This window comes from Bullifex sp., from assembly GCF_034103065.1.
Classification (GTDB): Bacteria; Spirochaetota; Spirochaetia; order Sphaerochaetales; family Sphaerochaetaceae; genus Bullifex.
Genome location: NZ_JAXEGN010000017.1, coordinates 1 through 26,182, shown reverse-complemented (window position 1 = coordinate 26,182; position 26,182 = coordinate 1). Strand labels below are relative to the sequence as shown.

Below are 26,182 nucleotides of genomic sequence, written 5' to 3'. Positions count from 1 at the left end.
GATCTTCTCCTGTGAAAGTCTCAACAAACACCATTAGTTTTCTACCTGTTTTCTTTTCTGGAATAACATTTATATGCATGAAACAATTATAGCACGTATATGGACGTATGTAAAGAAAATCTAACAAAATAATTAAAAAAGCACAAAAAAAGCCCATTTAAGGGCTGAATCGATGATTTTATTGATTTTTAGCTAGATTTAAAATCTAAACTCCGGAATAGTATTTTTTCGCAACTTTGATATAATCCTATCAAAAAAAAGGAAAAGTACTATTGACGAAAAAATATTAATCTTCTATTATAATTTTCGTCTTAAGACAATGCGCCCTTAGCTCACCTGGATAGAGCAACTGCCTTCTAAGCAGTAGGTGACAAGTTCGAATCTTGTAGGGCGTACGAGCCGGATTCCAAAAGGGTCCGGTTTTTTTTATATTTCAGATCTAAATGTACCTTTTTCTGTTATTTGATATCTATAAGCTTTTTTAAATTGTTTATTTGTAAATGTTGTACCCATTGAAATATAGCCAAAGAATTTAATTGGAATATTTGTGCCTTCATCTCCAAAGAGTTTTAGTTTGGCTTCGTAATAAAAAATAGGTTCAATATCTGATGAGTTTTTAAATTCAATATTTGCTGATGAATAATTAAAAAGATCATAAGAGCCATATACTCCTATCCTTAATGAATGGTTTTTAACTATTAAAAATTTTGCCCCTACGTCAAAATCTAGTGATAAATCAAAATCTGATAGTTTTATAATAATACTATTATTAAGATTATTATTACTATACCTTTTATATGCAAACATAAAGCCGTAACCTAGGTAAAAATCAAGAATGTTATCAAAAATATATCTTTTAGCACTACCAAGCATAAATGATATTGAGATATCAGATATTTTTTCTTTTGTTATTGCAAGTTTGGTTTTTCCATCTTCTTCAATCTCTTGCTGTGTTTCAATTGGTTTAATCAAGGATGCAATTGATACATAAGGCGTTTGGATACCAAAACGCATGAAAACACCATTTTTACTTTGACCTACAAAGCCAAAACCTGTGTAATCAAAACCAAACTTCTCTTTGTTAACAATACTTAAAGATTCAGAAACTGTTTTATAGAACGTAATATCATAATCTGATAAAGAGTCAACGGCCATTAATGAAAAAAGTGGCATAGTGATAATCAAAAAAATGATAAGAATTCTTTTTTTCATATTCCAATACTTAATGATAACTTTGAGATTTTGTTATGACAATATTGGATGAAAAAAATATTTTTCAAAATTTTTTAAAAATTTTTCATCTAAGTGTTGACTAATTTTTTTATTTAGGGCATTATCATCAACGTTGATTCGGGATGTCGCCTAGCGGCTATGGCGTCTGCTTTGGGAGCAGAATATCGATGGTTCGAGTCCATTCATCCCGACAAGAAAGCTGAGATCTGAAATGAGATTTCAGCTTTTTTCTTTTTTAAGTGATAAATCATTAATATCTGATTTAAATATCAATTGAAAAATTAGTTGCATATCCCTTTGATAAAATTAAATAATCATTTGTATGATAGATAAAGGATATGGGGATAGATATGGTAAACAAAGATAAAATGAAAGCATTTGAAGTATTAGATAAATTATATCCAAAAGATATTGGATTCTTATTTGCTGATACACCTTTTCAATTTCTTGTATCCGTTTGTCTATCAGCTCAAACTACTGATGCTGCGGTTATGAAAATAACCCCTATATTATTTTCAAAATATCCTGATGAAAAAGCACTTTCAAAAGCAGAATTATCTTCAGTTGAAGAAATCATTCATCCGTTAGGCTTTTATAGAGTTAAGGCGAAGAATATTATTTCTCTTGCTAAGGCTATTGTAGAACTAGGTTATATCCCTGATACAATTGAGGAGTTGATAAAGCTACCTGGAGTAGGGCGTAAGACTGCAAACTGCTATATTTTGCATATCTGCTCAAAGAGTGCAATCATTGTTGATACTCACTTTAAAAGAGTAGCTAAACGCCTTGGATTTACTGATGAAGTTGATCCTGATAAAGTAGAGCTTGATATTAAAAAACACTATGATGAAGCAATTTGGTCAAGGCTTTCTATGGTTTTAAATTTACATGGTAGAAAGTTCTGTTATAGTAAAAATCCTAACTGCGAAGCATGCCCAGTTAATGCTTATTGTAGGAGTGTAAAACCATCTAAATAAGGTTTTAGTAATACTAGGCGTTGATGCTTTGTTACTATTGGATTATTCATCTTAAATGAATTTTTTTTAGAAAAATATATTCCAGTAGGCCCTTCTTCAATGCCTAAACTTTTTTGCAATTCTTTTAATTTATTATCATCATTGGCCTTTAATAGATAACCAATATTGGTTAGTGTAAAATTGTTTTCAAATTTTAAATTAAAGTTAAAGTGAGCTCTATCAAAGGAGGTTTTTTCTGTTTTCCCAAGCATAATAAAAGGAGGGAGTGAAAAGATAGTTTCATCTCCTGTTTCTTTAAATAGATTTTTCCTTAATTGATAGAGTATTTTTTCACACTCTTTATCGCACATAAGTGCGAAAATACATTCTCTCATAAGCAAATAATACTTAATCATGGGAAAAATGAATAGAAAGACTATTTACAAAACATGCGAATATTTGTTAAAGTCAAATAGTTGCGACCTCTCACTATATCTGTCTATGCTCGAACAGATGATTTTGGGAAGACGCCCAAAGAATAAAAACAACACAAATTAAGGTGGATATAATCATGGCAAGAAGATGTGATATTTGCGGTAAGGGTACTGTTGCTGGACAGGTTGTTCCTCGTAAAGGTCAAGCTAAGAAGGACGGCGGTGTTGGTCAGCATATTGGTGTAACAAAGAAGAGAGAGTTCCGCCCAAACCTTGTTACTATTAAGACAATGATTAATGGTACTCCAAAGACAATCAAGGTTTGCACACGTTGTCTTAGAAGCGGAAAATTCCAGAAAGTAGTATAATCTTTCTCCCTTTTCCAAGAGTATGAGCCCTTTCGCAGGGCTCATGTTTGTATATAGCCATTATCGGAGGATTTTATGGAAAACTTAAGAGTACATGCCTTAGAAGGTGTAATGCTCTCAGTACCACAAGGATATGAAAAGCTGTTAAAGATTCATGGTTCATCAACAGAGGAAAGTCAAGTTTATGTAATTTCTCCTGTTCATGATGGACAGTTAGGATTATCAGGTCTTTTAGAGAGTGCTAAGAGAAAGGATGAAATCCTATGGTCTCTTTTGGAGCAGTCACAGCTAGCATGGTTAGATCTTTCTTCAAAGCTTAGTGTTAGAGACGAATTAGTTTCTTCATTAATTAGAAAAGGATTTGAGGATATGGAAGATATCCTCCGTTCTGTTTGGCTTTTAGAAGATATTTCAGAGAGTACTCAAAAGTACTTTGCTTCTTTAACAAGCTATTATCTAGCCTTAATTGCTTCAGCACACTTTAAAGCAAATAATATCACAGTATCATTAGTTCCTGCAGAAAAAGCTGTTAGACAAAAGAGTTTTACAACTGGTGCGACCTTCGTATATGGTGATTTAATTCAACCTAAAATTAAAGTACTAAGCCATGAGGGAGAGAGTGAATATACTGCATCCTTATGTGCTGTCAATGCTAATGGTGCATTAACATTTTGGAATAATAGGTCTTTATTATGTACAGCTAGAAAGAAGGATATTCCTTCTGCAAAGGTAATTGAAAGATTAACATATGCTGAAGCTACAGAATTAAGTTTCTTCGGGGCTCCTATTGTACATCCGCATTACTTTATTCCTGCTCAGAGCCAAGGTATTCCAATTGAGCTAAAGTATTGGGGGGATATTGCAAGTAAGGGAACAATTATTACAGATAAAAAGAGTATTCAAGATAGACGTTTCCCAATTAAAGCCTTCTCTGTAATGAGAGATATTTCTATTATTAACATTGAAGGTGCTGGTATGTCAGGTATTCCAGGTATTTCTTCTCGTTTGTTCACAGCATTAAGAAGAGAAGGTATTTCTGTTATCCTTATCAGCCAGGCATCTAGTGAGTACTCAATCTGTTTTGCTGTACCATCTGCTCAAGTAACAATGGCTGCAGCTTGTGCTAGATATGAATTTGAAAGTGAACTAAATAATCATCAAATTGGATCAATAAGTGCAGTTAGCAATATGGCTATTCTTGCAGCTGTTGGTGAAGTAATGAGTGGCCAAATTGGTGTATCTGGTAAGTTCTTCTCAGCTTTAGCAAAGGCAGGCGTTAACATTTCTGCAATTGCACAGGGTTCTTCTGAAAGAAATATTTCAGCAGTAATCCGCGAGTGTGATTCTCTAAAGGCACTTTCTCAAGTACATGCTTCGTTCTTCTTATCAGCACAAACAATGTCTGTAGGTCTCTTTGGACCAGGTAACATTGGTGGTACCTTCTTAGACCAGTTAGCAAGTGAGAAAGAAAGACTCCAAGCTCAATTTGGACTTGATATAAGAATTCGTGCAATTGCTAGTTCATCAAGAATGATTTTAAGTGAAGAAGGTATTGATCTTACAAAGTGGAGAGAACTATTTGAGGTCGCTTCACAAGAGTATGACTTAAATAAATTCTTATCACATGTAGGCTCTGAATATTATCCGCATTCAGTCTTAATCGATTGTACAACAAGCCAAGAACTTGCTTCTATGTATTCAAAGTTCTTAGAGAAGTTCCATGTAATTACTCCAAACAAAAAAGCTGCAACTGGTCCATATAGTTATTACAAGGAGATGTTTGAAACTTGTAAGCGTACAGGAAAAAGATTCTTGTACGAAACAACAGTAGGTGCAGGCCTTCCTGTTATCAACACCTTAAATGACTTAATCCAAACAGGTGATGAGGTTAAGAAAATTGAAGGTATGTTCTCAGGTACTCTTTCATGGCTATTTAATGAATATGATGGATCCGTTCCTTTTTCTCAGCTTGTATTACAAGCAAAGGAAATGGGATATACAGAACCAGATCCAAGAGATGACTTATCAGGTATGGACGTTGCAAGAAAGACTGTAATCTTGGCACGTGAAATTGGACTTGATGTAGAACTTGAGAATTTAAATATTGCATCTCTAGTTCCTGATACTCTCAAAGACGCATCTAAAGAAGAGTTCTTATCAAGACTTTCTGAGATGGATGATGAGATTTTATCAAAGTATAAAGAAGCTAAAGCAAAGGGTGAAGTTATTAGATATGTTGGTAGAGTTGATAACGGAAAATGCTCTGTTTCTCTTGAATCTTTTGCTTCTAACCATCCATTTGCAAGTGCATCAGGAACAGATAATGTGATAACATTCGTAACTAGCCGTTATATCGAGAGCCAACCTCTTGTTATTAAGGGCCCAGGAGCTGGTAGAGAAGTAACTGCTGGAGGTGTCTTTGCAGATTTACTCAGATTAGCAATCTACCTCGGTGCTGGAATACTCTGATTAAAGGAGAAAGATATGTACTACTATTCAACACGTGATGAAAAAAGAGAAATAAAACTTACAGCTTCTCAAGCTATTTTAAAGGGCCTTGCTGCTGATGGAGGATTATTTGTTCCATCCCAGCTTCCTAAGCTCTCAAGTAGTGTAAGCTTAGATTTAAGCTATCCATTATTTGCATATGAGACTTTAAAGCCATTTTTCGAAGGAGATGAACTTCTTGATGATTTAAAGGATATTTGTGAAGGCGCTTTTAACTTCCCTGTTGTATTAAATGATTTAAAAGATACGTCAGTTCTTGAGCTCTTCCATGGACCAACTTCTGCATTTAAAGACTTTGGTGCTCGTTTCTTAGCTTTCTCTATGGAAAAGCTTCTTGTTAAGAAGGGTGAAAAACTTTGTATCTTAGTTGCTACAAGTGGTGATACAGGTGGTGCGGTTGCTTCTGCATTCCATAAAAGACAGAACCTTTCTGTTAAGGTTCTTTTCCCAAAGGGAAGAGTTGCTGAGCGTCAGAGAAGACAGTTAACTTGTTGGGATGATAACATCACATCTTATGAAGTAAGAGGCTCATTTGATGATTGTCAAAGGATGGTAAAGAGTGCTTTTGTAGATCCTTCTCTTACAGGACTTTCAAGTGCTAACTCAATTAACCTTGGTCGTTTACTTCCTCAAATGGTTTACTATGTATATGCATCTATGCTTTATAAAGCAAGAACTGGTAAAGAGCCGGTAATTATTGTTCCATCAGGTAATGTTGGTAACTCAACTGGTGCTTTCTGGGCTAAAGCTATTGGTGCTCCAATTGAAAAGATTGTTCTTGCAGTAAATGCAAATAAAACTATTCCTGAGTATCTTGAAAGTGGTGAATATCGTCCTAGAGATAGCGTTAAGACCCTTGCTAATGCAATGGATGTTGGTGCTCCTTCTAATATGGAGAGACTATTTAACCTCTTTAAGAGTTACGATGAGATGAAAGCTAATGTTACTTCCTACTCTGTTAGTGACGAGGAAATAAAGAAAACTATTAGTGATGAGTACAATAAAGAAGGCTATATTCTTTGTCCTCATACAGCTTGTGCTGAGCGTGTTAGGTTAGATCATTACAAGGATGATGCAACAATTATTGTATCAACAGCTCATCCTGCTAAGTTTGAAACAGTAGTTGAGCCTCTTATTGGTAAAACTGTTGAAATGCCTCCTGCATTAAGTAAGCTAGTTAATATGCCAAGTAACTACAAGGAAATTTCAACTGATTACAAAGAATTATTCTAATAGAAAAATGGGGGTGCGATGCACTCCTCTTTTTAATTAAGCCACTTTCCTTTTTTGTAGTAAAATAAGAACATTATTGAGGTTATTACCCAAGTAATAGGGTAGCATAGAATAACGGTGCCTAGTGTATTAAAGAATGGAACAGCCATGAAAATCCATAGTACTCTAAAACCGCAAATACCAGTTAAACAAATAATTGTTGGAACTAATGCCTTGCCTGCACCTCTAATTGCTCCTGATAATATTTCAACAAGAATATATGTAAAAAATAGTGGAGCAATTGTGTAAATTATCTCAACACCAATATCAATTACATTTTTATCATTTGTAAATAACATATATGCATAGCGTGCAAATAAGCAATAAATAATACTAAGGACAAATGTAGTTATAGCAGAGAATAGAACAGTAGTCCAAATACCTTTTTTTACTCTATCTTTTTTACCTGCTCCATAGTTTTGGCCAACAAATGTTGTAATAGCTATTCCAAATGCATTAATAATCATCCAGAACATACAATCTAACTTTCCATAAGCAGCCCATGCAGCAGCTGTATCGGTTCCAAAGCTATTTACACTACTTTGAATAAGTAAATTACTAAATGTATAGAGCATTGATTGAATGCCTGATGGAAGACCTATTCTTATCATTTCTTTAAATTCTGATGTATAAATTCTGCTTGTTGAGATTTTAAAGTTTATTTCTCCCTTTATTTTACTTAAGCTAACTAAGGTAAGGACCATTGATATACCTTGAGAAATGACAGTTGCAAATGCTGCACCTTCAACACCAAGCTTCAAGATACCAATAAAAACTATATCTAAAAGGATATTACATAAGCATCCTATTATTAAAAAATATAGAGGATGTCTTGAGTCTCCTAAAGCTCTAAATATACCAGTTCCCATGTTAAACATAACAAGAGTAACAGAGCCTAAATAATAAATTCTCATATATGAGAGAGCATCTAGAATAATATCTTCTGGTGTTTTTATAATTTCAAGTGAAGCCTTGGCCGATAGTAAGCCAAAGATAGTAATTAATATACTACTTATTATTGCTATCGCCATTGCTGTGGATATTGCTTTGTTTGTTCTATTGCTATCACCTGAACCATAGCGATGGGATATTACTACAGATGCACCAGATGCTAAACCTGTAAAAAATCCAATAAGTAAATTAATAATTGTACTTGTTCCACCACCGACGGCGGCTAATGCACTCTTTCCTAAAAACTGTCCAACAATTATGGCATCAACTGTGTTATATAGTTGTTGGAAAAAAGTTCCAAATAGAATAGGGAAGAAGAAGTATAATATAGCCTTCCAAATAGGTCCCTCTAAAATTGCATTTTTATCGTTACTCATATCGTGCGACATTATAGTGATGTTATTAAAAAATTATAAGTAGTTGAAATAACCTAATAAAAATATTATAGTTAGTTAAGACTAACACGAGGTGTATTATGGCAACAATTATAGTTTTATTAGTAATTTTACTTTTAGTTGGATTAGCACTTAGATCATTAAAGAAGAAGGGGCATTGTTCCTCATGCTCTTCTTGTCATGGCTGTGATGCTGCTAAACATTTTGAAGATGAGATTAATAAAAAATGCTGCTGTAAATAAGCTACAGCAGCACTCACTTTTCTAGCAAAGTCTACATGTTGGAAGACTTCTAATTGCGAGAATTGTTGCAGAGCCTTTACCAAATAGATTATCCATTTTAGTAATGTACTCATTTAATAAATCATCTGGTACATACGCTTGAATAGTTCCTGCAAAACCACCACCATGTACTCTTACAACACCCTTATCTTTTAAGATGCTTTCACTTAATGCAATTCCAATTGAAAGTCCCTGCTCAAATGGGGCAGATGAAGCGTAGACATTTTGTAGAAATCTAAAAGATGAATTACCGCTATCTTGAACACCCTTTAAATAAGCATCAAAGTCTTTGTTTTCAAGTGCTTGAAGCATTGCCTTTACTCTCTCATTTTCACATAAATAGTGGTAAGTTCTTAAGACTGCTCGATCATTATTAATCTCTTTTCTAATATCTGCCATCTTTGCTATGAATTCTTCTAGTGATACATCTCTTAATACAGCTTTGCCAAAATATGATGCAACCATCTTCATCTCTGCTGGAACAGCAGCATATTCTCCTGTTAAATCAGCATGATTTCCTTTAGTATCTACAATAACTAGATTATATCCATAGTCTTTGAAATTAACATCAAGAGCTGTTACTTCAGGGTTTTTAGCGTCCTTGAAATCAATTCCTACAATTCCACCATTTGCACATCCTATTTGATCCATTAATCCTGAAGGCTTACCAAAATATACGTTTTCAGCATATTGGCTAATTTTAGCAAGTTCTACAGGTGGAAGCTTATCATCATTAAATAAATTATTGAAAATCTCAGCAATTAATACTTCAATAGCTGCAGATGAAGATAAACCAGAACCCTTCAAAACTCTAGTTGTTGTATTTGCTTCAAATCCACCAGTTTTTAAGCCTCGCTGCTTAAATGCAGCAGCAATACCTCTTATTAAAGAAGAAGTAGTATTTTTTTCATTTTCTTTAATTTCTAAATCTGAGATATCAACATCATCAACTGGAAAGCCTTCACTCTTTAAAATTACTCTACTATCATCACGAAGTGAAACAGCAGCAATTGTATCGAGATTAATTGTACCGGTAATAACTAAACCTAGGTTGTGGTCTGTGTGGTTACCTGCAATTTCTGTACGTCCTGCAGTTGAGAATAGAGCAACATCTTTCTTTGCTCCAAATTGTCTTTCATGCTCCTTTAATAAACTTTCAAAGCGAGCATCCATATCCTTTTTGTCAAAATTTGTTCCATATAGTCCTTGATAAAGGTGGCTAATGTCTTTCATGTTACCCTCCAATTTAAAGTCTAACAGAAAGAGATGTAAAAAGATATTGCTTTGTCAGAAAATATGAGAAAAGAAGGATTTTAATTTTTTTTCTTTTAAAAGTATATCAATTGCCCTTCTAAGCTCTCTTTCTCCTATGTTATTAAAGATTTTTTTCCGTTTTAAAAACTTTAATAATGTATTCTTGGTAAATAAAAATCTGAATAACTTTACATACTTTAATATTTCTTTTTCACCCCAGCAAGGAGTGTATATGTTCATACAGCCATCACAACCTTGACATTCATCGAGTAACTCTTTACCCATTAAGGAAATTAACTTCTCTCTTATACATCCATTTGAGCTAAATACTTCTTTTAGCGGGCTATCTTCATCTGGTTTTATTAAAACATAAGCATGTGCAATAGAGCCATCTCGGCCAGCTCTCCCCGATTCTTGAAGATAGTCACTAGCTGTTTTTGATATATCATAGTGAATAACACTTTTAATATCTTTCTTGTTTACGCCCATTCCATATGCAACTGTTGCAACCATCACACTGTCTTTACTATTAAAAAAGGCTTTTTCTATTTCTAACCGTGAGGCAGATGAAAGACCTGCATGATAATACATAGTATTAAAATACTTACTTAATTTAAGTGCTAATTCCTCTGTTCTTTTTCGAGAACTAGTAAAGACTATTGCAGGTCTTTTTGACTTATCTGAAAGAAGCATTACAATATCCATTAAAGGAAAAAGTGATCTTACCCTATGATAAATTATGTTTTCTCTATTCATTGAAGCTTGAATGATTTTAGGCTTTGTTAGGAAAATAAGTGAAGATAATCTCTTTTCAGTGTAGCTATCAAGAGTAGCAGTGAAGGCAAGTGTTTGATTTGGATTTAATCGTTTAATTACATCTTTTGAGCTTAAATAAGTTGGTCTAAATGATTCACCCCAAGAAATAACAGTATGAGCTTCATCAAATACAATAAGGGATATTTTTTTAGTAGATAAAAATGAAAGTATCACAGGGTTCATTAAAGATTCCATGCTGGTAATTACTATTTTTTTTCCCCCGCTCATGATATCGAGAAGTGCCTTTTTTTTATCGTTTTCACTTGTTAAAACAACGTGCTTTATATTTAATTTATTTAGTGAATTACTTTGGTCCCTAATTAAGGCTAAAATTGGATATATTATAATTGTTATCCCTGTAGCAAGAACCGCTGGAAGTTGAAAGCAAAGACTCTTTCCTCCTCCTGTTGGCAAAATCGCTATTAAAGAACCATTATCACTATTAAAGCCAGAAATAATTTCATTAATGATTTCTTTCTGAAATGGTCTTAAGTTATCAATTTTAAAAACGTGTTTTGCTGTTTCTTCTATTAATTTATCCATATAAATAATAGAAGAATAATGAAGTATAATAATTTATAATAAACAAATATACCGAAATTAGAATGTAATTAGGATAGTTATTAATAAAGTATGGTATAAAAATGCCTCAGATTTTACTCTGAGGCAGATAATTTATTTTGCTGGACGAGCAATAATGCTTTCAAGCTCTGGAGTCTTTTTAAGGTTTTCTACTAAGCCTCTAGCTCTAGCCTTGTTTACATAGTCTGGAGATTCGAAGGTGTAGTGGAAGTTAGTATGGATATCATATGTTCCATTCATAAGAGCAAATGCATCTTCTGTCATTACAAGCTCTTCGTCTGTTGGAATAACGAAAATCTTAACAGGAGAATCATCTGTGCTGATACATGTTTCAGTATTTCTGCAGTGTGAAAGAGCATTCTTCTTTTCATCAAGCTTAATACCAAAATTCTCAAGTCCTGAAAGTGCACCCTTTCTAATGTGGTCACCCATTTCGCCAACACCAGCTGTGAATACAACTGCATCAACGCGGCCAAGGAGAGCTGCGTAAGCACCGATATACTTCTTAATTCTATGAACTTCCATATCGATACCAAGCTGAGCAAGCTTATCTCCATCTTTTGCTGCTGCCTGTACATCTCTTCTATCTGACTTGCCACATAAACCAATTAGGCCAGACTTTTTGTTAAGAATTGTATCCATTTCAGCTGCAGTAACTCCGAGGTTTTTGCACATATATGGAATAATTGCTGGATCCATGTCACCACTTCTAGAACCCATTACGAGACCCTCAAGTGGAGTAAGACCCATTGATGTATCAATACATACACCATTTTTTACTGCACAACCAGAAGCACCGTTACCAATGTGCATGATGATTACATTAGTATCTTTGTTTTCTTTACCAAGGAGAACTGCAGCTCTCTTAGCGCAGTAAAGGTGGCTTGTTCCGTGGAAGCCATAGCGACGTACGTTGTAGTCTTTATACCATGAATATGGAACAGCATACATGTAAGCAGCTTCTTCCATTGTCTGGTGCCAAGCTGTATCCATGATAATAGCTTGAGGAACATTTGGCATGAGCTTTCTTGCAACTTCAATACCCATTATATTTGCTGGCATGTGAAGAGGACCAAGTGGGATGATTTCCTTAAGCTTCTCAATTACTTCATCTGTTACAAGTGTTGACTTCTTAAAGTATTCGCCACCATGAAGTACTCTGTGACCTACTGCACCAATTTCATCTAGGCTCTTGATACAACCATATTTTTCATCAACAAGCATCTTTAATACGAGCTGAATAGCTTCCATATGTGTTGGTGATGAGAAGCGCTCTTGATATACTTCTTTACCTGTGGACTTCTGCTCAATTGTAGAATATTCAAGGCCGATTCTTTCAACGATACCTACAGCAAGGACATCCTTATTGTCCCAGTCATAGACCTGATACTTGGCAGAGGAACTGCCACAGTTTAAAGTGAGAATTACCATCTATTTTCTCCTAAAACTAATAATTTTCTTTTTATGTTATTAATTTAAACATCAATATTACTTTTTCTCAATCTTCATCTTTTGAAAAAAAACGATATTTTTTTGCTATTATTAATATGAAGACAAAGATTATCACACTTTTACTACTTATTTCACTTCCCCTTGGTGCGGTAAGTACTACTTTTTCATCAAATGGTATTAAAATTAGTGACTATAATTTTTCACTTGATTTTGACTCGTTATCCTTTAGCTATAATAAAAATGGCTTTCAAGTAGGTAAAATTAACCTTTTCTCGCTTTCGGAATTGCTTTACCCATTCGATTACATTTGGGAGGGAAAAGTTGAAAGAAATAGGACAAATAATCAAAATGGAATTAGCTATAATAGTGATAATGTTGATTTCTTTTTACTAAGTAACAATAGGTTCTCAGTAGGAAGTAGAGTTAATCTATCCTGTTTTTCCCTTTCATTTATTCGATATAAAAGTGGTAATGTTGGAAATAGTCTTTACTCAGATAGCTTAAATCGAGGAGGAGGGGATGGTGAAAACATTATTCTAAAGTATAATGGTAAGCACATTTTGTTTAAAACTGTCTTTTCTTTTTCAAATTATAATCCATTAGCAATAATGTATACATTTGCTGTTAACTATAAACACTTAACTTTGAGTTCATCTTATGGAAAGTTTAATTCATTTGAAGAAGAATTAAATCCCAAACTCCTAGTATTAACAGGAGATATCAATAATAAAAATTTAGATATCAGTGTCACTTACTCTCTTGGAGAAGATCCTTATATTGGCGGTTCTTTTAGAACTACACAATTGATAAATAATGTACGTTTTAGATATGAAAAGTTAATTCTAAAGAGTGAGTATAAGATTTCTTTTTCAAGTAAAGGAAAATATAGTAAAGAACATCAATATGAGGTATTCTTTTCTCATTTTGGATTTAAATGGAATAACTTTAATGATGTTTCATACATTTTTAAAAAGGATTATTTTAGATTTGAAAGTAATTTAAAAACATTTGCTATTACTATATCAATTGATAAGGAAAAGTTTTCTCTATATTTATTTATGAATAGTGATTTTAAAATTAGAACTTCAGTTTCATTAAAACTTTAATTAATAATCTGAATTTCAAATTCAAGATCTATTCCTGTTTTAGCTTTTACCCTTTCCTTTATAAGGAGGGCAAGCTTGATATAGTCTTCTGAATTTGGTTTATCTGTAAAAGTGATAAAATTTCCATGTTTATTGCTTACTTCAGCGCTATTAAATTTTAAGCCTTTTAGTCCAAGGCTATCAATTAATAATCCTGCACTTTTACCATTTGGATTTTTAAAGACACATCCTAAGGATTTGTGATCAAAGTGTCCTAATTCCTTTCTTATTTTTAATACTTCATTTTTCTTATTAAGAAGGAGTCGTCTATCTTCACATTTATTAAGAGAAAAAGTAGCACTAACAATTATTGCTCCTTGCTGGAGATTGGACTTTCGATAACTAAATAGTTCTTTAGAATTTTTTAGTTTGATAATACTTCCATCCTCAAGCATTATATCGATGGATTCTAGGTAATCTGAGATTGAAGAGCCAAAGGCCCCTGCATTTCCAAATAATGCCCCACCTAGGCTTCCAGGAAGACCTGCAAGACTTTCAAGGCCAGATAAATTATTTTCTATTGAAGTATTTACAATTTTATTAATGCTTTCTCCTGCAAAAGAAACTAAAGTATTTTGTTCTATTTTTATTCCTTTAAGTTTTGTAGTTACTATTGTTAGCCCTTCAATTATGGGTGCTAAAATTAGAGTGTTTGTAAGACTACCTAATACTGTTAATTTTAACTTTCTTTCATTTGCATATTTAACAGCAAGTCTTAGGTCTTCCACACTTTGTGGAAAAACTAAATTCAATGCTATTCCTCCACAATTAATTGGTGATATTAGTGATGTGTCGAAAGAGGTATGAATGTTGATTTTTTCCTTTGAAATGCTTACATTAGATACCATATATAATAGTCTAATAAGGAGAAATAGTGTATGTCAATTAAGCTTTACAACACAATGAGTAGAAGACCAGAAGAGTTTAAATCAATTGAAGATAATAAGGTCTCCATGTACTGTTGTGGCCCTACTGTTTATAACTATGCTCACATTGGCAACCTTAGAACATATATATTTGAGGATATACTTCATAGAACACTTCAGCATGCTGGATATGATGTAAAGCATGTAATGAATATTACAGATGTTGGGCACTTAACAGGTGATGGTGATGATGGTGAAGATAAATTAAATAAGAGAGCTAAGGAAACTGGCAAAAGTGTTTGGGATATTGCTCAATTTTATACAGATGCTTTCTTTAAAGATGAAAGTCATTTAAATATCGTAAGACCAAATATCGTATGTAAGGCAACTGATCATATTCAGGATATGATTGAGTTAATTAAAAAGCTTGAAGCAAATGGTCACACCTATGTTAGTGGGGGAAATGTATATTTCTCAATCGATACAATTGACGATTATGGTAAGCTTGCTGGATTAAGACTAGATGATCTTAAAGAAGGTGCTAGAATCGAGGTTGATAGCAATAAGAAAAATCCAAAGGACTTTGTACTTTGGTTTACTAATTCCAAGTTCAAGGACCAGGCAATGGTTTGGCCATCACCATGGGGCGTAGGTTATCCAGGTTGGCACATTGAATGTTCTGCAATGAGTAGTAAGTATCTTGGTGATCACTTTGATATTCACTGTGGTGGTATTGATGCTATTCCTGTTCACCATACAAATGAAATTGCTCAAAGTGAAGCTGCAAGTGGCAAAAAACCTTGGGTAAATTATTGGTGCCATGGAGAGTTCTTGCTCAACGATAAGGGTAAGATGAGTAAATCATCTGGCGAATTCTTAACTCTCTCAGTTTTAGAGTCTAAAGGTTATGATGCTCTTGACTATAGATATTTCTGTCTCTCGGGCCACTATAGAAGTCAGTTAAAGTTCTCATTTGAAGCTCTCGATCACGCAAAGAGTGCAAGAGAGAGTTTAGTTAAGAGAGTTGCTGAATTAAAGAATAGTAGTGTATGTGATCTTGGTCAGAAGGCTCAAGATTATAAGAATCAATTCTTTGCAGCTATGGAGAACGACTTAATGGCTCCACAGGCTCTTGCAGTTTTATGGTCAATGTTAAAGGACAAAGATGTTACTGATGGTGAAAAGCTTGCATTAGTTCTTGAAATGGATCAAATCCTTGGTTTAAGACTTGATGAAGTAAAGCCATTAAGTGAAACAAAAGATGATATTCCAGAAGATGTAAAGGCCTTAGCATTAAAGAGAGCTCAGGCAAAAAAGGAAAAGAACTTTGCACTTGCTGATGAAATTAGAAACACTCTAAAGGATATGGGATATATCGTAAAGGATACACCTCAAGGACCTGTTCTTGAGAGAGTGTAACCTTTGAGCATAAAGGGCGTTTACAGTTATGGAAATCAGAAGTACAGACCAAAGTGATTTTAGACGCGTCTATAATGAGTGCTATGCTTTGTTGATGAAAATTTGTTATCACATTGTGTATAACATTGACATTGCACAGGACCTTGTTCAAGAAGCGTTTGAGCGCTTTTATATGAAGAACATGAGCTTCCCATCTGATGAAGATGCGAAGTATTGGCTCATTAGGGTCTCAAAGAATTTGGCTTTAAACCATGTGAGGAAAAATAAGCGGGAGATAAACATGGTTGAAAAGGTCAAGCAAATGCCAACTTCATCGTCTTACGTTGTCGATGGTGTTAAAGAACTTGCTGACAAGGAGACTATCAAGGAGGTTAGGGCAGCAATTGAAATGCTACCTGATAACCTTAAGATGGTTATTACTCTTAAAGAGTATGGAGACCTTGATTACAAAGCTATTGGCAAGATTCTTGGGATTTCCGAGAGTAATGTAAAGGTGAGGGTTCACAGAGCACGTAAAAAGCTCGAAGAGCTTCTTACTAAGGAGGATGGCTATGTGTATTGACGATGGATTACTATCTTCTTACCTAGATGGAGAGCTCTCAGAGCCTTATAAAAGTCAGGTTGAGGAGCATCTTTCGTATTGTACTGCATGTCAAAATAGGCTTGAAAAACTAAAGAAGCTCGATTCTATCATCAAGGGTGTGGGGCCTAGCGATGAAGAATTAACTCAAAGGCAGGAACAAACACTTTCAATACTTGAAAAGAAGTGTTTTTCACAGAAAAAATTGGGGTTCTGGAGAAGAAAACTGGAAGTATCAATACCATCTATGGTAACTGCAGCTGCAGGTATTATTGTAGTATTTATTGGTTCTTTTGCTCTTTTTGGTCACTCTGGTAGTAATACAAGTGATATTATGCCATCCTTTAGCGCACAAGCGGGGAGTGAAAATGTTCACCTTGTATCAACAAGAGAGCAGGGCTTAGATGCTTACTCACTTGAGGAGATAATGCTCTATCTTGATAGCAAGGGTTACAATGTTGATATTTCAATTAAAGGTTTAAAACCTATTGAATAAAGATAGAAGCGGATAATCAAAAATATGACTATCCGCTTCTTTTTTTATTATTACATTTACTGTACCTTTATAACTCTTTTTGCTAAGATGTATTGACTATTATTTTAATCGGAGGATGGTTATGAAGGCAGTAGAACTCTCAAAGTCCTATAACCCAAAGGATTTTGAAGACAGAATTTATACACAATGGGTTGACGGTAAGTGTTTTGGACCACAGAAAGAAGGTAATGAACATTTCTCCGTCGTGATGCCACCTCCAAACGTCACAGGTATTCTTCACATGGGTCATGCCCTAAATAATAACTTACAAGACATTATTGTTCGCTACCAAAGAATGCAAGGTAAGAATACTCTTTGGGTTCCTGGAACAGACCATGCAGGTATTGCAACTCAAAACGTTGTTGAGCGTCAACTTGCAAAAGAAGGTTTAAGAAGACAGGACCTTGGAAGAGAGAAGTTTATTGAGCGTACTTGGGAAGTAAAACATAAGCACCATGCAATTATCTCATCTCAGCTTAAGAAGATGGGTTGTTCTTGTGATTGGGATCATGAAAGATTTACAATGGATGAAGGACTTTCTAAGGCTGTAAGAGAAGCTTTCGTTACTTTATATGAAAGAGGATTGATTTACAAAGGAAAGTACCTTGTAAACTATTGCCCAAAGTGTGGTACTGCACTTGCAGATGATGAAGTTGAATATGAGAATATGCCAGGACATCTTTATGATGTTCGATATCCATATGCAGATGGATCTGGTTATATTACTGTTGCAACTACTCGTCCTGAAACAATGTTTGGTGATGTCGCTGTTGCTGTTAACCCAGATGATGAACGCTATAAGGATGTAGTAGGAAAGATGCTTATCCTTCCATTAATGGGTAAAGAAATTCCTATTATTGCAGATCAATTTGTTGATAAAGAATTCGGTACAGGTATGGTAAAAATTACTCCTGCACACGATCCTAACGACTGGGAATGTGGTAAGAGACATAATTTAGAGGCAATTAATCTGTTAAATCCTGATGGAACTCTCAATGAAAATGTTCCTGAAAAATATCGTGGTTTGGATCCAATTAAAGCACGTGAACTAGTTGTAAAAGACTTAGAAGAGGGCGGATATTTAGTTGGAATTAAGGACCATGCACACGATGTTGGTCATTGCTATCGCTGTCATACAGTAGTTGAACCATATCTTTCAGAGCAGTGGTTCGTATCAATGAAGGGAATGGCTGATAAAGCATTAAAGGCTTGGAAGGATGGAGATATTCAATTCTATCCTAAGAGATGGGAAAATACTTACACACACTGGATGGAGAACATTCGTGACTGGTGTATTTCTCGTCAGCTTTGGTGGGGCCATAGAATTCCTGTATGGTACTGTGATGATTGTGGTGAAATGATTGTATCAAGAACAGATGTAGATACTTGTCCTAAGTGTGGCTCAAAACATCTCCATCAAGATAACGATGTACTTGATACATGGTTCTCATCTTGGCTATGGCCATTCTCAACTCTTGGTTGGCCTGATAAGACTCCAGACTTAAGCACATTCTTCCCAACACAGACTCTTGTTTCTGCATATGATATCATTTTCTTCTGGATCAGTAGAATGATTATGGCTTCTGAAGAATTTATGGGCCAAGCTCCATTTAAAGATATCGTTATCACAGGATTAGTACGTGATAAGCAGGGTAGAAAGATGAGTAAGAGCCTTGGTAATGGTATTGACCCACTTGAGGTTATTGACCTCTATGGTGCAGATGCTATGAAGTTTACTCTCTGTTACCTTGCAGCACAGGGTCAAGATGTTCAGGTTGATATGGACTCATTTAAGATGGGCTCAAGATTTGCAAATAAGATTTGGAATGCAACACGTTTCTTGCTTATGAATTTAGAGGGTAGAAACCTTGTTGATATCACACCTGATAAGCTTAATACAATGGATAAGTGGATTTACCACCAGCTTAACGATGCTATTAACACTATTAATAAGGCAATGGCTGGATACCGCTTCAACGAAGCAGCTCAAGCTGTATATTCATTCTTCTGGAATGACTACTGTGACTGGTATATTGAAGCAAGTAAGATGAAGCTTTTGCGTGGAAGTGATGAAGAAAAGGATCTTGCTATTTCAATTCTTATGGATGTCCTTGAAAAGTCTATGAGATTAATGCACCCATACTTATCATTTGTTACAGAAGAAATTTATCAAAAACTTCCTAACAATAAGGGTATGTTAATTAGTCAGGATTATCCAAAATTTGATAGTGCTTTTGATTTTGCAGAGGAGTCAAAGTTAGTAGGAGAGCTTCAGGAGGCAGTTAAGATTGTTCGTTCTGTTAGAAGTAAGCTTGGTATTGCTCCAGAGAAAAAGTTACATGTAGTAATTAGACCTTCTGAAGGTTTCTATGCAACAGATACCTTTATCAGTGAAAAGAATTTAATGGCTACATTTATGGGTGCTGGCACTCTTGAAATTGATACTGATAATCAAATTGATTGCTCTAAAGCATTCCCTTCTTCTGCACTTGGTTTTGAGGTATTTACATTTGTTCGTGAGGCTATTGATGTTGAAGCAGAAATTAAGAAGCTTACAGCAGAAATTGAGAAGGCAGAGAAGAATCTTAGTCAGAGCAACAAAAAGCTTTCAAATGAACAGTTTGTAAAGAATGCCAAGAAGGAAGCTATTGAAAAAGAGAGAAGCAAGAAGGCTGAATTTGAAGAAGTAATTCAGAAATCAAATGAACACATTGCTTTGTTAAAGACTCTTTAAAAAAGTATTTGCTTAAAATAATAGACCACAGCTTTTTCAAAAAGTTGTGGTCTATTTGTTTTTAAAAATAGAAACTAATAAACTGTCCCTCAATTAACTTCTTCTTTTTCTTTTGCTTCCTGGATTTCACTTCTTCTTTCTTTACAAAGTTTACTAATCTCGGCGAGTGCTTTTCTTGCACGTGTACCACTTGCTTTTATCCCTTTTTCCTCAAAGCGCTGAGATTCTGAGAGATAAGTATGAAATTGTTCAATCAACTGTTCGTGTATTGTCATTTCTGTGGTTTCTCCTTCTTAAGTATTGTATTCTGCATTAATAGTAACACAAGATTTTATCAATGCAATAAAAAAATGCATTATATGACAATTATTTGGTTTTGTATTTTGTATACATTATTATAACTCCTTAATATAAAATAATTAATTTATGCAAAATGTATTATTAGTAATACTGTTGTTATAATAATAACAATACTGCAAATTGATAAAAAGAAAGGTGACTAAATCATTAGCCACCCTGAAATTAAGTTAATTAAGTGTTTTTATATCTGATTCGCTTCTGAGTATATAGCCTTTTTTTAGCTTTTTATCGGTTATTAAATAACCTTTCTTTCCATGGTCAAGTTTTGCAATCTCATGACCATCCTCATCAACTAAGCGAAAGCTATCATCAGCAATACTATAGATATCAGGCCCAAGATATTCGACCATCTTTCCACATTTTATTTGGTTTCTTACATCTACTGCGTATTTACCATTTCCTAAATCCTCTAAAATTGTACCAAGATACATATATTCTCTTTGGTAGCCATAACTGGTAGGACGGTTAATAGCGCCTTCATTGCTATCACGACCATAGAAGAATCCTGTAGAGAATTCTCTATGTGAAACATTGAAAATATCTCTTCTAAAGATATCTTTATCTACATCGTTATCAAGTGCCTTTCTGTAAGCTCTTGTAACAACTGCAACGTAGTAAACACTCTTCATTCTACCTTCGATTTTTAATGAAGAAAGTCCTGCATTCCTTAAATCCTCAAGGTGATCAATCATACAAAGATCCTTGCTAGAAAGAATTGTTGTATACCCAGATTCATCCTCTTCGATTGGATAATATATTCCTTTTCTTTCTTCTTCTTCTAATGCGTAGTGAAGCTTATAATTCCATCTGCAGGTATGAGAGCAGTCACCTTGGTTAGCACTTCTTCCTGTTAAGAATGAAGAAAGAAGACAACGACCTGAATAACTCATGCACATTGCACCATGTACAAATGCTTCAAGCTCGAGTTCAGGAACGCTATCCTTTATTCTTTTAATATCATCAAGAGAAGCTTCACGACCGAGAATTACTCTTTCAAATCCCATATCATGGTACATCTTTGCACTTTCACTATTTATGCAACTTGCTTGAGTTGATAGGTGAAGGGCTTTTGAAGGAAGATACTTTTTAAAGAGAGGAACAAGACCGATGTCCGTAATGATAAAGGCATCAAAAGGGGAGTCTTTGAGCGTTGGTAAAAACTCTTTTACTTCTTGAATTTGCTTCTCACTGAAGATGATATTCATAGTACAGTAAAGCTTTTTACCACTCTCTGCTTTGATGCGTTTTACTTCTTCAAGTTCATCTTCTTTAAAGTTTCCAGCATTCTTTCTTAAGGAATAATTGGTTAAGCCCATGTAGCAAGCATCTGCACCAAAATTAATTGCAGTTTTTAATTTTTCAACATTGCCTGCAGGGGATAATAGTTCGATATTACTCATTAATTGCCCTCTTTGTTAGTTCGGTAAGTAACTCTTGAAGATATTTTGATTCACTTTCGTTCTTTTCTTTTTCTTCAATTCTCTTCTTTTCATCTAGCTTTAAGTAATCTTCTTCTGATAAGCGAGTATGTTTATCGTTAGGGAAGCTTATAGCTAAGACCTCTTGCATATCCTTAACAGGACAGAAGGTAATACCACTTTTAACCTCATCTGATAGCTTATCTAAATCATTGCGGTTTGCATATGGAATTATTATTGTATTAATACCACATCTTTTTGCTGCTAAGATTTTCTCCTTTAACCCACCAATAGGCATTACTTTACCTGTTAATGTAAGTTCACCTGTCATAGCAAGATTTTGCTTCATAACTTGGCCTGTTAATAGAGAGTATAGTGCTACAGTAAGTGTTATACCTGCAGAAGGCCCATCCTTTGGAGTTGCTCCCTCTGGAATATGAAGGTGTACGTTATTTCTTTCAAAGAAGGAATAATCGATATTTCTTCTAACTGCTTCTCTTTTAAGATATGTCCAAGCGATGTTTACAGATTCCTTCATTACATCACCTAGTTGGCCTGTTATTGATAACTCACCTTTACCAGGATAGTTTTCTGCTTCAATTAACAGGGTATCACCACCCATACTTGTCCAAGCAAGACCAATAGATGTTCCAATTTTGTCAGCTTTCTTTACCTCTTCCTCATTAAAAGGTGCTTTACCTAAATACTTAACAACTAATTCATCTGTAACAGTAATAGGGAATTTAAACTCAGGATCTGTTAAAGACTCTTTTGCAATCTTTCTATTTATTTTATCAAGTGCCTTTTCAAAGTTTCTAACTCCTGCTTCTCTTGCATACCCTTCTGCAATTGATAAAAGAACCTTTGGTGAATATTTTACATCTTTTTTACTTAAGCCATTCTTTTCTAAGCTCTTTGGTAAAAGATATTTTTTACCAATATTAAGCTTTTCATTGGAAGTGTAACCAGATAACTCAATAATCTCCATTCTATCGAGAAGTGGGGAAGGGATGGTATCTAAGGTGTTAGCTGTAACAATGAATAAAACCTGTGAAATATCAAAAGGTAAATCAAGATAGCGATCTCTGAACTCTTTATTCTGTTCAGGATCAAGAGCCTCTAGAAGTGCTGATGCCGGGTCCCCTTGATAGCTTTCTCCCATTTTATCAATTTCATCGATTAAGAAAACAGGACTCTTAGTTTTTACAATCTTTAAGCCCTGAATAATCTTTCCAGGAAGTGCACCTACATATGTTCTTCTATGACCTTTGATTTCAGCTTCATCTTTCATTCCACCGACACTGAAGCGATAACACTTTTTACCAATAGCCTTTGCAATTGATAATCCAATACTTGTCTTACCAACTCCTGGAGGACCAACAAGACAGATGATAGCACCCTTAGTGTCCATCTTTCTTTTTCTAACAGCTAAGAATTCTAATACTCTATCCTTAACTTCATCCATTCCATAGTGTTCGTTATCCAAAATTCTTTGAGCTTTTTTTAAGTCAAAGTCTTTAAATGGTTCATCCTTCCATGGAAGCTGACTAATTGTCTGAAGATAGTTTAAGCATAGAGAGTACTCAGGAGAGTTAGGTTCAAGAGATGTAAAACGAGCATATTCGTTTTCTACAGTTTCTTTAGCCTCTCCTTTTAAATTTAGCTTATCTAAGTCAGCTTTTAATCTTTCAACCAAGTCTGTTTTATTTTGTACAATACCTAGTTCTTTTTGAATCTGTCTTAACTCTTCACGTAGAAAATAATCTCTTTGGCTCTTTTCAAGTTTTTTATTTACATGTTCTCTAATTGAGCCTTGAATTTGAATTATTCTCTTTTCTTCTTCGATGTGAAATAATACACTTTCAATACGTTTTTTTACATCTAATTCTTCAAGAATTTTTTGCATCTTATCAGGATCTATTGATAAAATAGATGCCATGTAGTCAGCAAACTTAGAAGGATCATCGATATTAACCAAATTTAGTCTATTTTCTTCACTGAACATAGGCATTCTTTGATTCATAGCTTTAAACTCATCGTTTAATGATCTGACCCAAGCCTTTAATCTTTCTTTATCATAAGGTTTATCTTGAAGATATGTTACTTTAGCGCTTAATGCACCATCATTTAAGAAGAATGATTCAACTTTAAATCTATTTTGTGTAGATATATATAGATTTAAACCTCCATCAGGAAGCTTAATTGATTTTAATATTCTACACATGGTTCCTACACTGTAGAATCTATCTTCATTTTTTTCATCGTCTGAGAGTGTATGTCTTTCTAGTAGTGCTCCAATGACACCTCCTCCATTAATTGCTCTATTGACGACTTCAATATCTTTTTCACCTGTTACAACCAAAGGACAAAATAGTCCAGGAAAAACTGGTTTAACACTTAGTGGAAGAATAAAAAGGTAGTTTGGCAGAACCTTTGGGTCCTGCAAAAATGTATCTAAATCCATAATTTCCTCTATCTTACAAAGATATAAGAATATAGCCATTTAGACTAGATGGATACGATAAATAAAAAAGTGTTGCATTTTGTTGCATAAGTGATATGATAGTGGTTAAGAGGTAATTATGGATTCTAAATTGATTGTCATTGCAATTGGAGGAAACTCCTTAATTGAAGATAGTAAGCACGTTACTGTATCTGCTCAATATGAGGCTGCAGCAAAGACTGCTCATCATATTGCAAGACTTGTAAAAGAGGGACATAGAGTAGTAATTGCTCACGGAAATGGACCTCAAGTTGGATATATTCTTTTGAGAGCTGAATATGCTAGAAAAATATTACACACAGTTCCACTCGATAGCTGTGTTGCAGATACTCAAGGTGCTATTGGATACCAGTTACAAAGAGCACTTGATAATGAATTTGCTGCTCTTGGTATTAAACAAAATGTAGCAACTGTTGTCACACAGGTAGAAGTTGACCCTAAGGATAAATCCTTTGAAAATCCAACAAAGCCAATTGGTTCATTTATGAGTCAAGAGGAAGCTATGGGTCATAAAGAAAAGGATGGTTGGTCAATTATGGAAGATGCAGGAAGAGGGTATAGAAGAGTAGTTGCATCTCCTAAGCCAAAGAAGATTGTTGAACTTGATACAATTAAGACATTACTTGACAATAACATTATTGTTATTGCAGCAGGTGGTGGTGGTATTCCTGTTGTTAGAGCAGAGGATGGTACATTATCAGGAAAAGAAGCTGTTATCGATAAGGATTTAGCTGCAGCTATTCTTGCAAAGGACTTAAAGGCTGATATGTTTGTTATTTCAACAGCTGTAGAAAGAGTTTGTTTAAACTATGGAAAGCCTGATCAGAAGGAGCTTAAGTCTATTACTATCCCAGAAATTGATAAGTATATTGAAGAAGGTCACTTCGCTCCTGGTTCAATGCTTCCTAAGATTCAAGCTATTAGAGACTTTGTATCATCAACAGGTGGAACAGGTTTAATTACAGATCCAGCCCACCTTTATGATGCTCTTTATAATGGAGCTGGAACTAAGGTCGTTTCGTGAATTACTCGGCAATTAAATTGCCAGAGCATCGTGGAGTTTAGCCACGGGTGCATCCATGACACCGCTACTGCTTTTTAAACAGCTACTTTTACTACATATGGAGTCTTAATCATCTTCATATGTATTTCTTTTTTACTTACTTGACCATAGAGCCTTAGAATATTGTAAGCTCCAACACTGTCAGCATTCCATTCTCTTTCACCATCAATGAAGATTCCTCTTTTAACTCTCTTCTCTTTAGTTGCATACTTACTACTTACACTTAAAGTTAAAGGAGAACATACACTGGTGTAATATTCTTTTTGACAAATTACACTAATACCTAATTCTTCTGCTTTATAAGTAAGCATATCCACAAGCTTCTTAAAAGGAAGTGAGTGCATCTTCTGATTTATAACTTCGCCTTTATTAAAATCTTCTCTGATTCCTGTGATATCTCCAACTACAATAGTATTGATTGAGTTCTTTAAACAGTAATTAATAACTTCTCTTGTTATTTTATGTAAATAATCTGAAGAAGAGTTATTTTTCTTCTCATAGAGCCTCTTAATGTGTTTAGAACTCTTAGGATAGAGTACTCCTTTCTTATTTTGGGCTGTATACCATTTTGACTGCACTCTCTCTATTTCTTTAAGATACTTACGCTCAATAGAGAAATACATTCGTCCAACAATAAATGTCTCTCCACTCACATTTGAGTAACAGGTCATCAAATTATTAAGGCCTAAGTCTATAGAGAGATAGTTTCCATTATCCTCCTTCTTAACTCTCTCTTTTACTTCATGGATAACAATACATCTACACTCTCCCTTAGCATCAGGTGGATAGAGCTTAATCTGCTTAATGGAAGTGATGTTTTCAAATATTGGATTTGAAAGGTTTAGAAAGTTATCATCAATTCCATATTCCTTCTTCATAAACTCTTTCAGCTGCTTAGAGAGAGCTAATCTAATATTGCATCCATTATGGACTATGGCATTTTGCATATATGTAACAGGCATCTTATCATTTTTGAATCTTGGAGGATGAGGGTTATTAATTCCACCACTCTTAAGAAGAGCAAAGTAAGACTTCCAAGACTTGTCTAAAAGCTTTG

General features: G+C 34.4%; 22 protein-coding genes and 2 tRNA genes. 13 read left to right on the top strand and 11 right to left on the bottom strand.

Translation table 11 applies throughout. The features are described from left to right. Positions 1-321 precede the first annotated feature (321 nt). Positions 322-395: transfer RNA gene (locus SOY52_RS00715), tRNA-Arg, on the top strand. 31 nt (positions 396-426) lie between these two features. Here SOY52_RS00715 and SOY52_RS00710 read toward each other — a convergent pair. Beyond that, positions 427-1,212 (bottom strand): hypothetical protein, encoded by a 786-nt coding sequence (locus tag SOY52_RS00710; RefSeq protein WP_320847067.1) that lies wholly within the window; start codon positions 1,210-1,212, stop codon positions 427-429. Between the two features lie 139 nt (positions 1,213-1,351). Here SOY52_RS00710 and SOY52_RS00705 point away from each other — a divergent pair. After that, positions 1,352-1,424 (top strand) — tRNA-Pro (locus SOY52_RS00705). A 159-nt stretch (positions 1,425-1,583) separates the two neighbouring features. Further along, the gene (locus SOY52_RS00700; RefSeq protein WP_320847066.1) at positions 1,584-2,210 is read left to right on the top strand and encodes an endonuclease III; all 627 of its coding nucleotides are present in this window, start codon (positions 1,584-1,586) and stop codon (positions 2,208-2,210) included. Here the strand turns inward: SOY52_RS00700 and SOY52_RS00695 are convergent. Next, positions 2,180-2,584, bottom strand: coding sequence for a hypothetical protein (locus tag SOY52_RS00695; protein ID WP_320847065.1), 405 nt, complete (start codon positions 2,582-2,584; stop codon positions 2,180-2,182). The two genes, SOY52_RS00700 and SOY52_RS00695, sit on opposite strands and share 31 nt — an antisense overlap. 176 nt (positions 2,585-2,760) lie before the next feature. On the opposite strand from SOY52_RS00695, the gene rpmB reads away from it, so the two are divergent. From rpmB to thrC, 3 genes are all read left to right on the top strand, one after another. Further along, positions 2,761-2,991, top strand: a complete 231-nt coding sequence (gene rpmB, locus SOY52_RS00690; protein WP_154425709.1) for a 50S ribosomal protein L28 — start codon at positions 2,761-2,763, stop codon at positions 2,989-2,991. A 75-nt stretch (positions 2,992-3,066) separates the two neighbouring features. Further along, the gene (gene thrA / locus SOY52_RS00685) at positions 3,067-5,460 is read left to right on the top strand and encodes a bifunctional aspartate kinase/homoserine dehydrogenase I (protein ID WP_320847064.1); all 2,394 of its coding nucleotides are present in this window, start codon (positions 3,067-3,069) and stop codon (positions 5,458-5,460) included. 15 nt (positions 5,461-5,475) lie between these two features. Then, positions 5,476-6,732, top strand: a complete 1,257-nt coding sequence (gene thrC / locus SOY52_RS00680; RefSeq protein ID WP_320847063.1) for a threonine synthase — start codon at positions 5,476-5,478, stop codon at positions 6,730-6,732. Between the two features lie 32 nt (positions 6,733-6,764). Here the strand turns inward: thrC and SOY52_RS00675 are convergent, their stop codons facing one another. Further along, the gene (locus tag SOY52_RS00675; RefSeq protein WP_320847062.1) at positions 6,765-8,099 is read right to left on the bottom strand and encodes an MATE family efflux transporter; all 1,335 of its coding nucleotides are present in this window, start codon (positions 8,097-8,099) and stop codon (positions 6,765-6,767) included. A 98-nt stretch (positions 8,100-8,197) separates the two neighbouring features. Between SOY52_RS00675 and SOY52_RS00670 the strand changes: the two genes are divergently transcribed. Next, positions 8,198-8,359: a hypothetical protein gene (locus tag SOY52_RS00670; protein ID WP_320847061.1), complete on the top strand. Its 162-nt coding sequence runs from the start codon at positions 8,198-8,200 to the stop codon at positions 8,357-8,359. Between the two features lie 21 nt (positions 8,360-8,380). Here the strand turns inward: SOY52_RS00670 and SOY52_RS00665 are convergent, their stop codons facing one another. The 3 genes from SOY52_RS00665 to SOY52_RS00655 all read right to left on the bottom strand — a co-directional run bounded on the left by SOY52_RS00665 (position 8,381) and on the right by SOY52_RS00655 (position 12,481). After that, the gene (locus SOY52_RS00665; RefSeq protein ID WP_320847060.1) at positions 8,381-9,631 is read right to left on the bottom strand and encodes a galactokinase; all 1,251 of its coding nucleotides are present in this window, start codon (positions 9,629-9,631) and stop codon (positions 8,381-8,383) included. Between the two features lie 54 nt (positions 9,632-9,685). Beyond that, on the bottom strand, positions 9,686-11,011 hold the full coding sequence (locus SOY52_RS00660; protein ID WP_320847059.1) for a RecQ family ATP-dependent DNA helicase: 1,326 nt from the start codon (positions 11,009-11,011) through the stop codon (positions 9,686-9,688). A 132-nt stretch (positions 11,012-11,143) separates the two neighbouring features. Further along, positions 11,144-12,481 (bottom strand): acetate kinase, encoded by a 1,338-nt coding sequence (locus SOY52_RS00655; protein ID WP_320847058.1) that lies wholly within the window; start codon positions 12,479-12,481, stop codon positions 11,144-11,146. A gap of 116 nt (positions 12,482-12,597) precedes the next feature. Here SOY52_RS00655 and SOY52_RS00650 point away from each other — a divergent pair, with 116 nt between their 5' ends. Further along, the gene (locus tag SOY52_RS00650; RefSeq protein WP_320847057.1) at positions 12,598-13,608 is read left to right on the top strand and encodes a hypothetical protein; all 1,011 of its coding nucleotides are present in this window, start codon (positions 12,598-12,600) and stop codon (positions 13,606-13,608) included. Here the strand turns inward: SOY52_RS00650 and murB are convergent. Continuing rightward, complete coding sequence (gene murB, locus SOY52_RS00645) at positions 13,605-14,495, bottom strand: UDP-N-acetylmuramate dehydrogenase (RefSeq protein ID WP_320847056.1); 891 nt, start codon at positions 14,493-14,495, stop codon at positions 13,605-13,607. The genes SOY52_RS00650 and murB overlap by 4 nt on opposite strands. A 30-nt stretch (positions 14,496-14,525) precedes the next feature. Between murB and cysS the strand changes: the two genes are divergently transcribed. From cysS to SOY52_RS00625, 4 genes are all read left to right on the top strand, one after another. After that, complete coding sequence (gene cysS, locus SOY52_RS00640; RefSeq protein ID WP_320847055.1) at positions 14,526-15,932, top strand: cysteine--tRNA ligase; 1,407 nt, start codon at positions 14,526-14,528, stop codon at positions 15,930-15,932. 28 nt (positions 15,933-15,960) lie between these two features. Continuing rightward, complete coding sequence (locus SOY52_RS00635) at positions 15,961-16,494, top strand: RNA polymerase sigma factor (protein WP_320847054.1); 534 nt, start codon at positions 15,961-15,963, stop codon at positions 16,492-16,494. Continuing rightward, positions 16,484-17,008, top strand: a complete 525-nt coding sequence (locus tag SOY52_RS00630) for a zf-HC2 domain-containing protein (RefSeq protein WP_320847053.1) — start codon at positions 16,484-16,486, stop codon at positions 17,006-17,008. The genes SOY52_RS00635 and SOY52_RS00630 overlap by 11 nt, the downstream gene beginning before the upstream one ends. Before the next feature lie 121 nt (positions 17,009-17,129). Then, the gene (locus SOY52_RS00625) at positions 17,130-19,781 is read left to right on the top strand and encodes a valine--tRNA ligase (RefSeq protein ID WP_320847052.1); all 2,652 of its coding nucleotides are present in this window, start codon (positions 17,130-17,132) and stop codon (positions 19,779-19,781) included. An 89-nt stretch (positions 19,782-19,870) separates the two neighbouring features. On the opposite strand, the gene SOY52_RS00620 is transcribed toward SOY52_RS00625, so the two are convergent. From SOY52_RS00620 to lon, 3 genes are all read right to left on the bottom strand, one after another. Further along, positions 19,871-20,056, bottom strand: coding sequence for a hypothetical protein (locus tag SOY52_RS00620; RefSeq protein WP_320847051.1), 186 nt, complete (start codon positions 20,054-20,056; stop codon positions 19,871-19,873). A 252-nt stretch (positions 20,057-20,308) separates the two neighbouring features. Then, positions 20,309-21,541: a U32 family peptidase gene (locus tag SOY52_RS00615; RefSeq protein ID WP_320847050.1), complete on the bottom strand. Its 1,233-nt coding sequence runs from the start codon at positions 21,539-21,541 to the stop codon at positions 20,309-20,311. Next, positions 21,534-24,023, bottom strand: coding sequence for an endopeptidase La (gene lon, locus SOY52_RS00610; protein WP_320847049.1), 2,490 nt, complete (start codon positions 24,021-24,023; stop codon positions 21,534-21,536). The genes SOY52_RS00615 and lon overlap by 8 nt, the downstream gene beginning before the upstream one ends. 118 nt (positions 24,024-24,141) lie before the next feature. On the opposite strand from lon, the gene arcC reads away from it, so the two are divergent. Beyond that, complete coding sequence (arcC, locus tag SOY52_RS00605; RefSeq protein ID WP_320847048.1) at positions 24,142-25,086, top strand: carbamate kinase; 945 nt, start codon at positions 24,142-24,144, stop codon at positions 25,084-25,086. Positions 25,087-25,160: 74 nt separating this feature from the next. Here the strand turns inward: arcC and SOY52_RS00600 are convergent. After that, positions 25,161-26,182, bottom strand: a 1,022-nt coding sequence (locus tag SOY52_RS00600) for a transposase (protein ID WP_320847047.1), incomplete at its 5' end; no start/stop codon positions are given.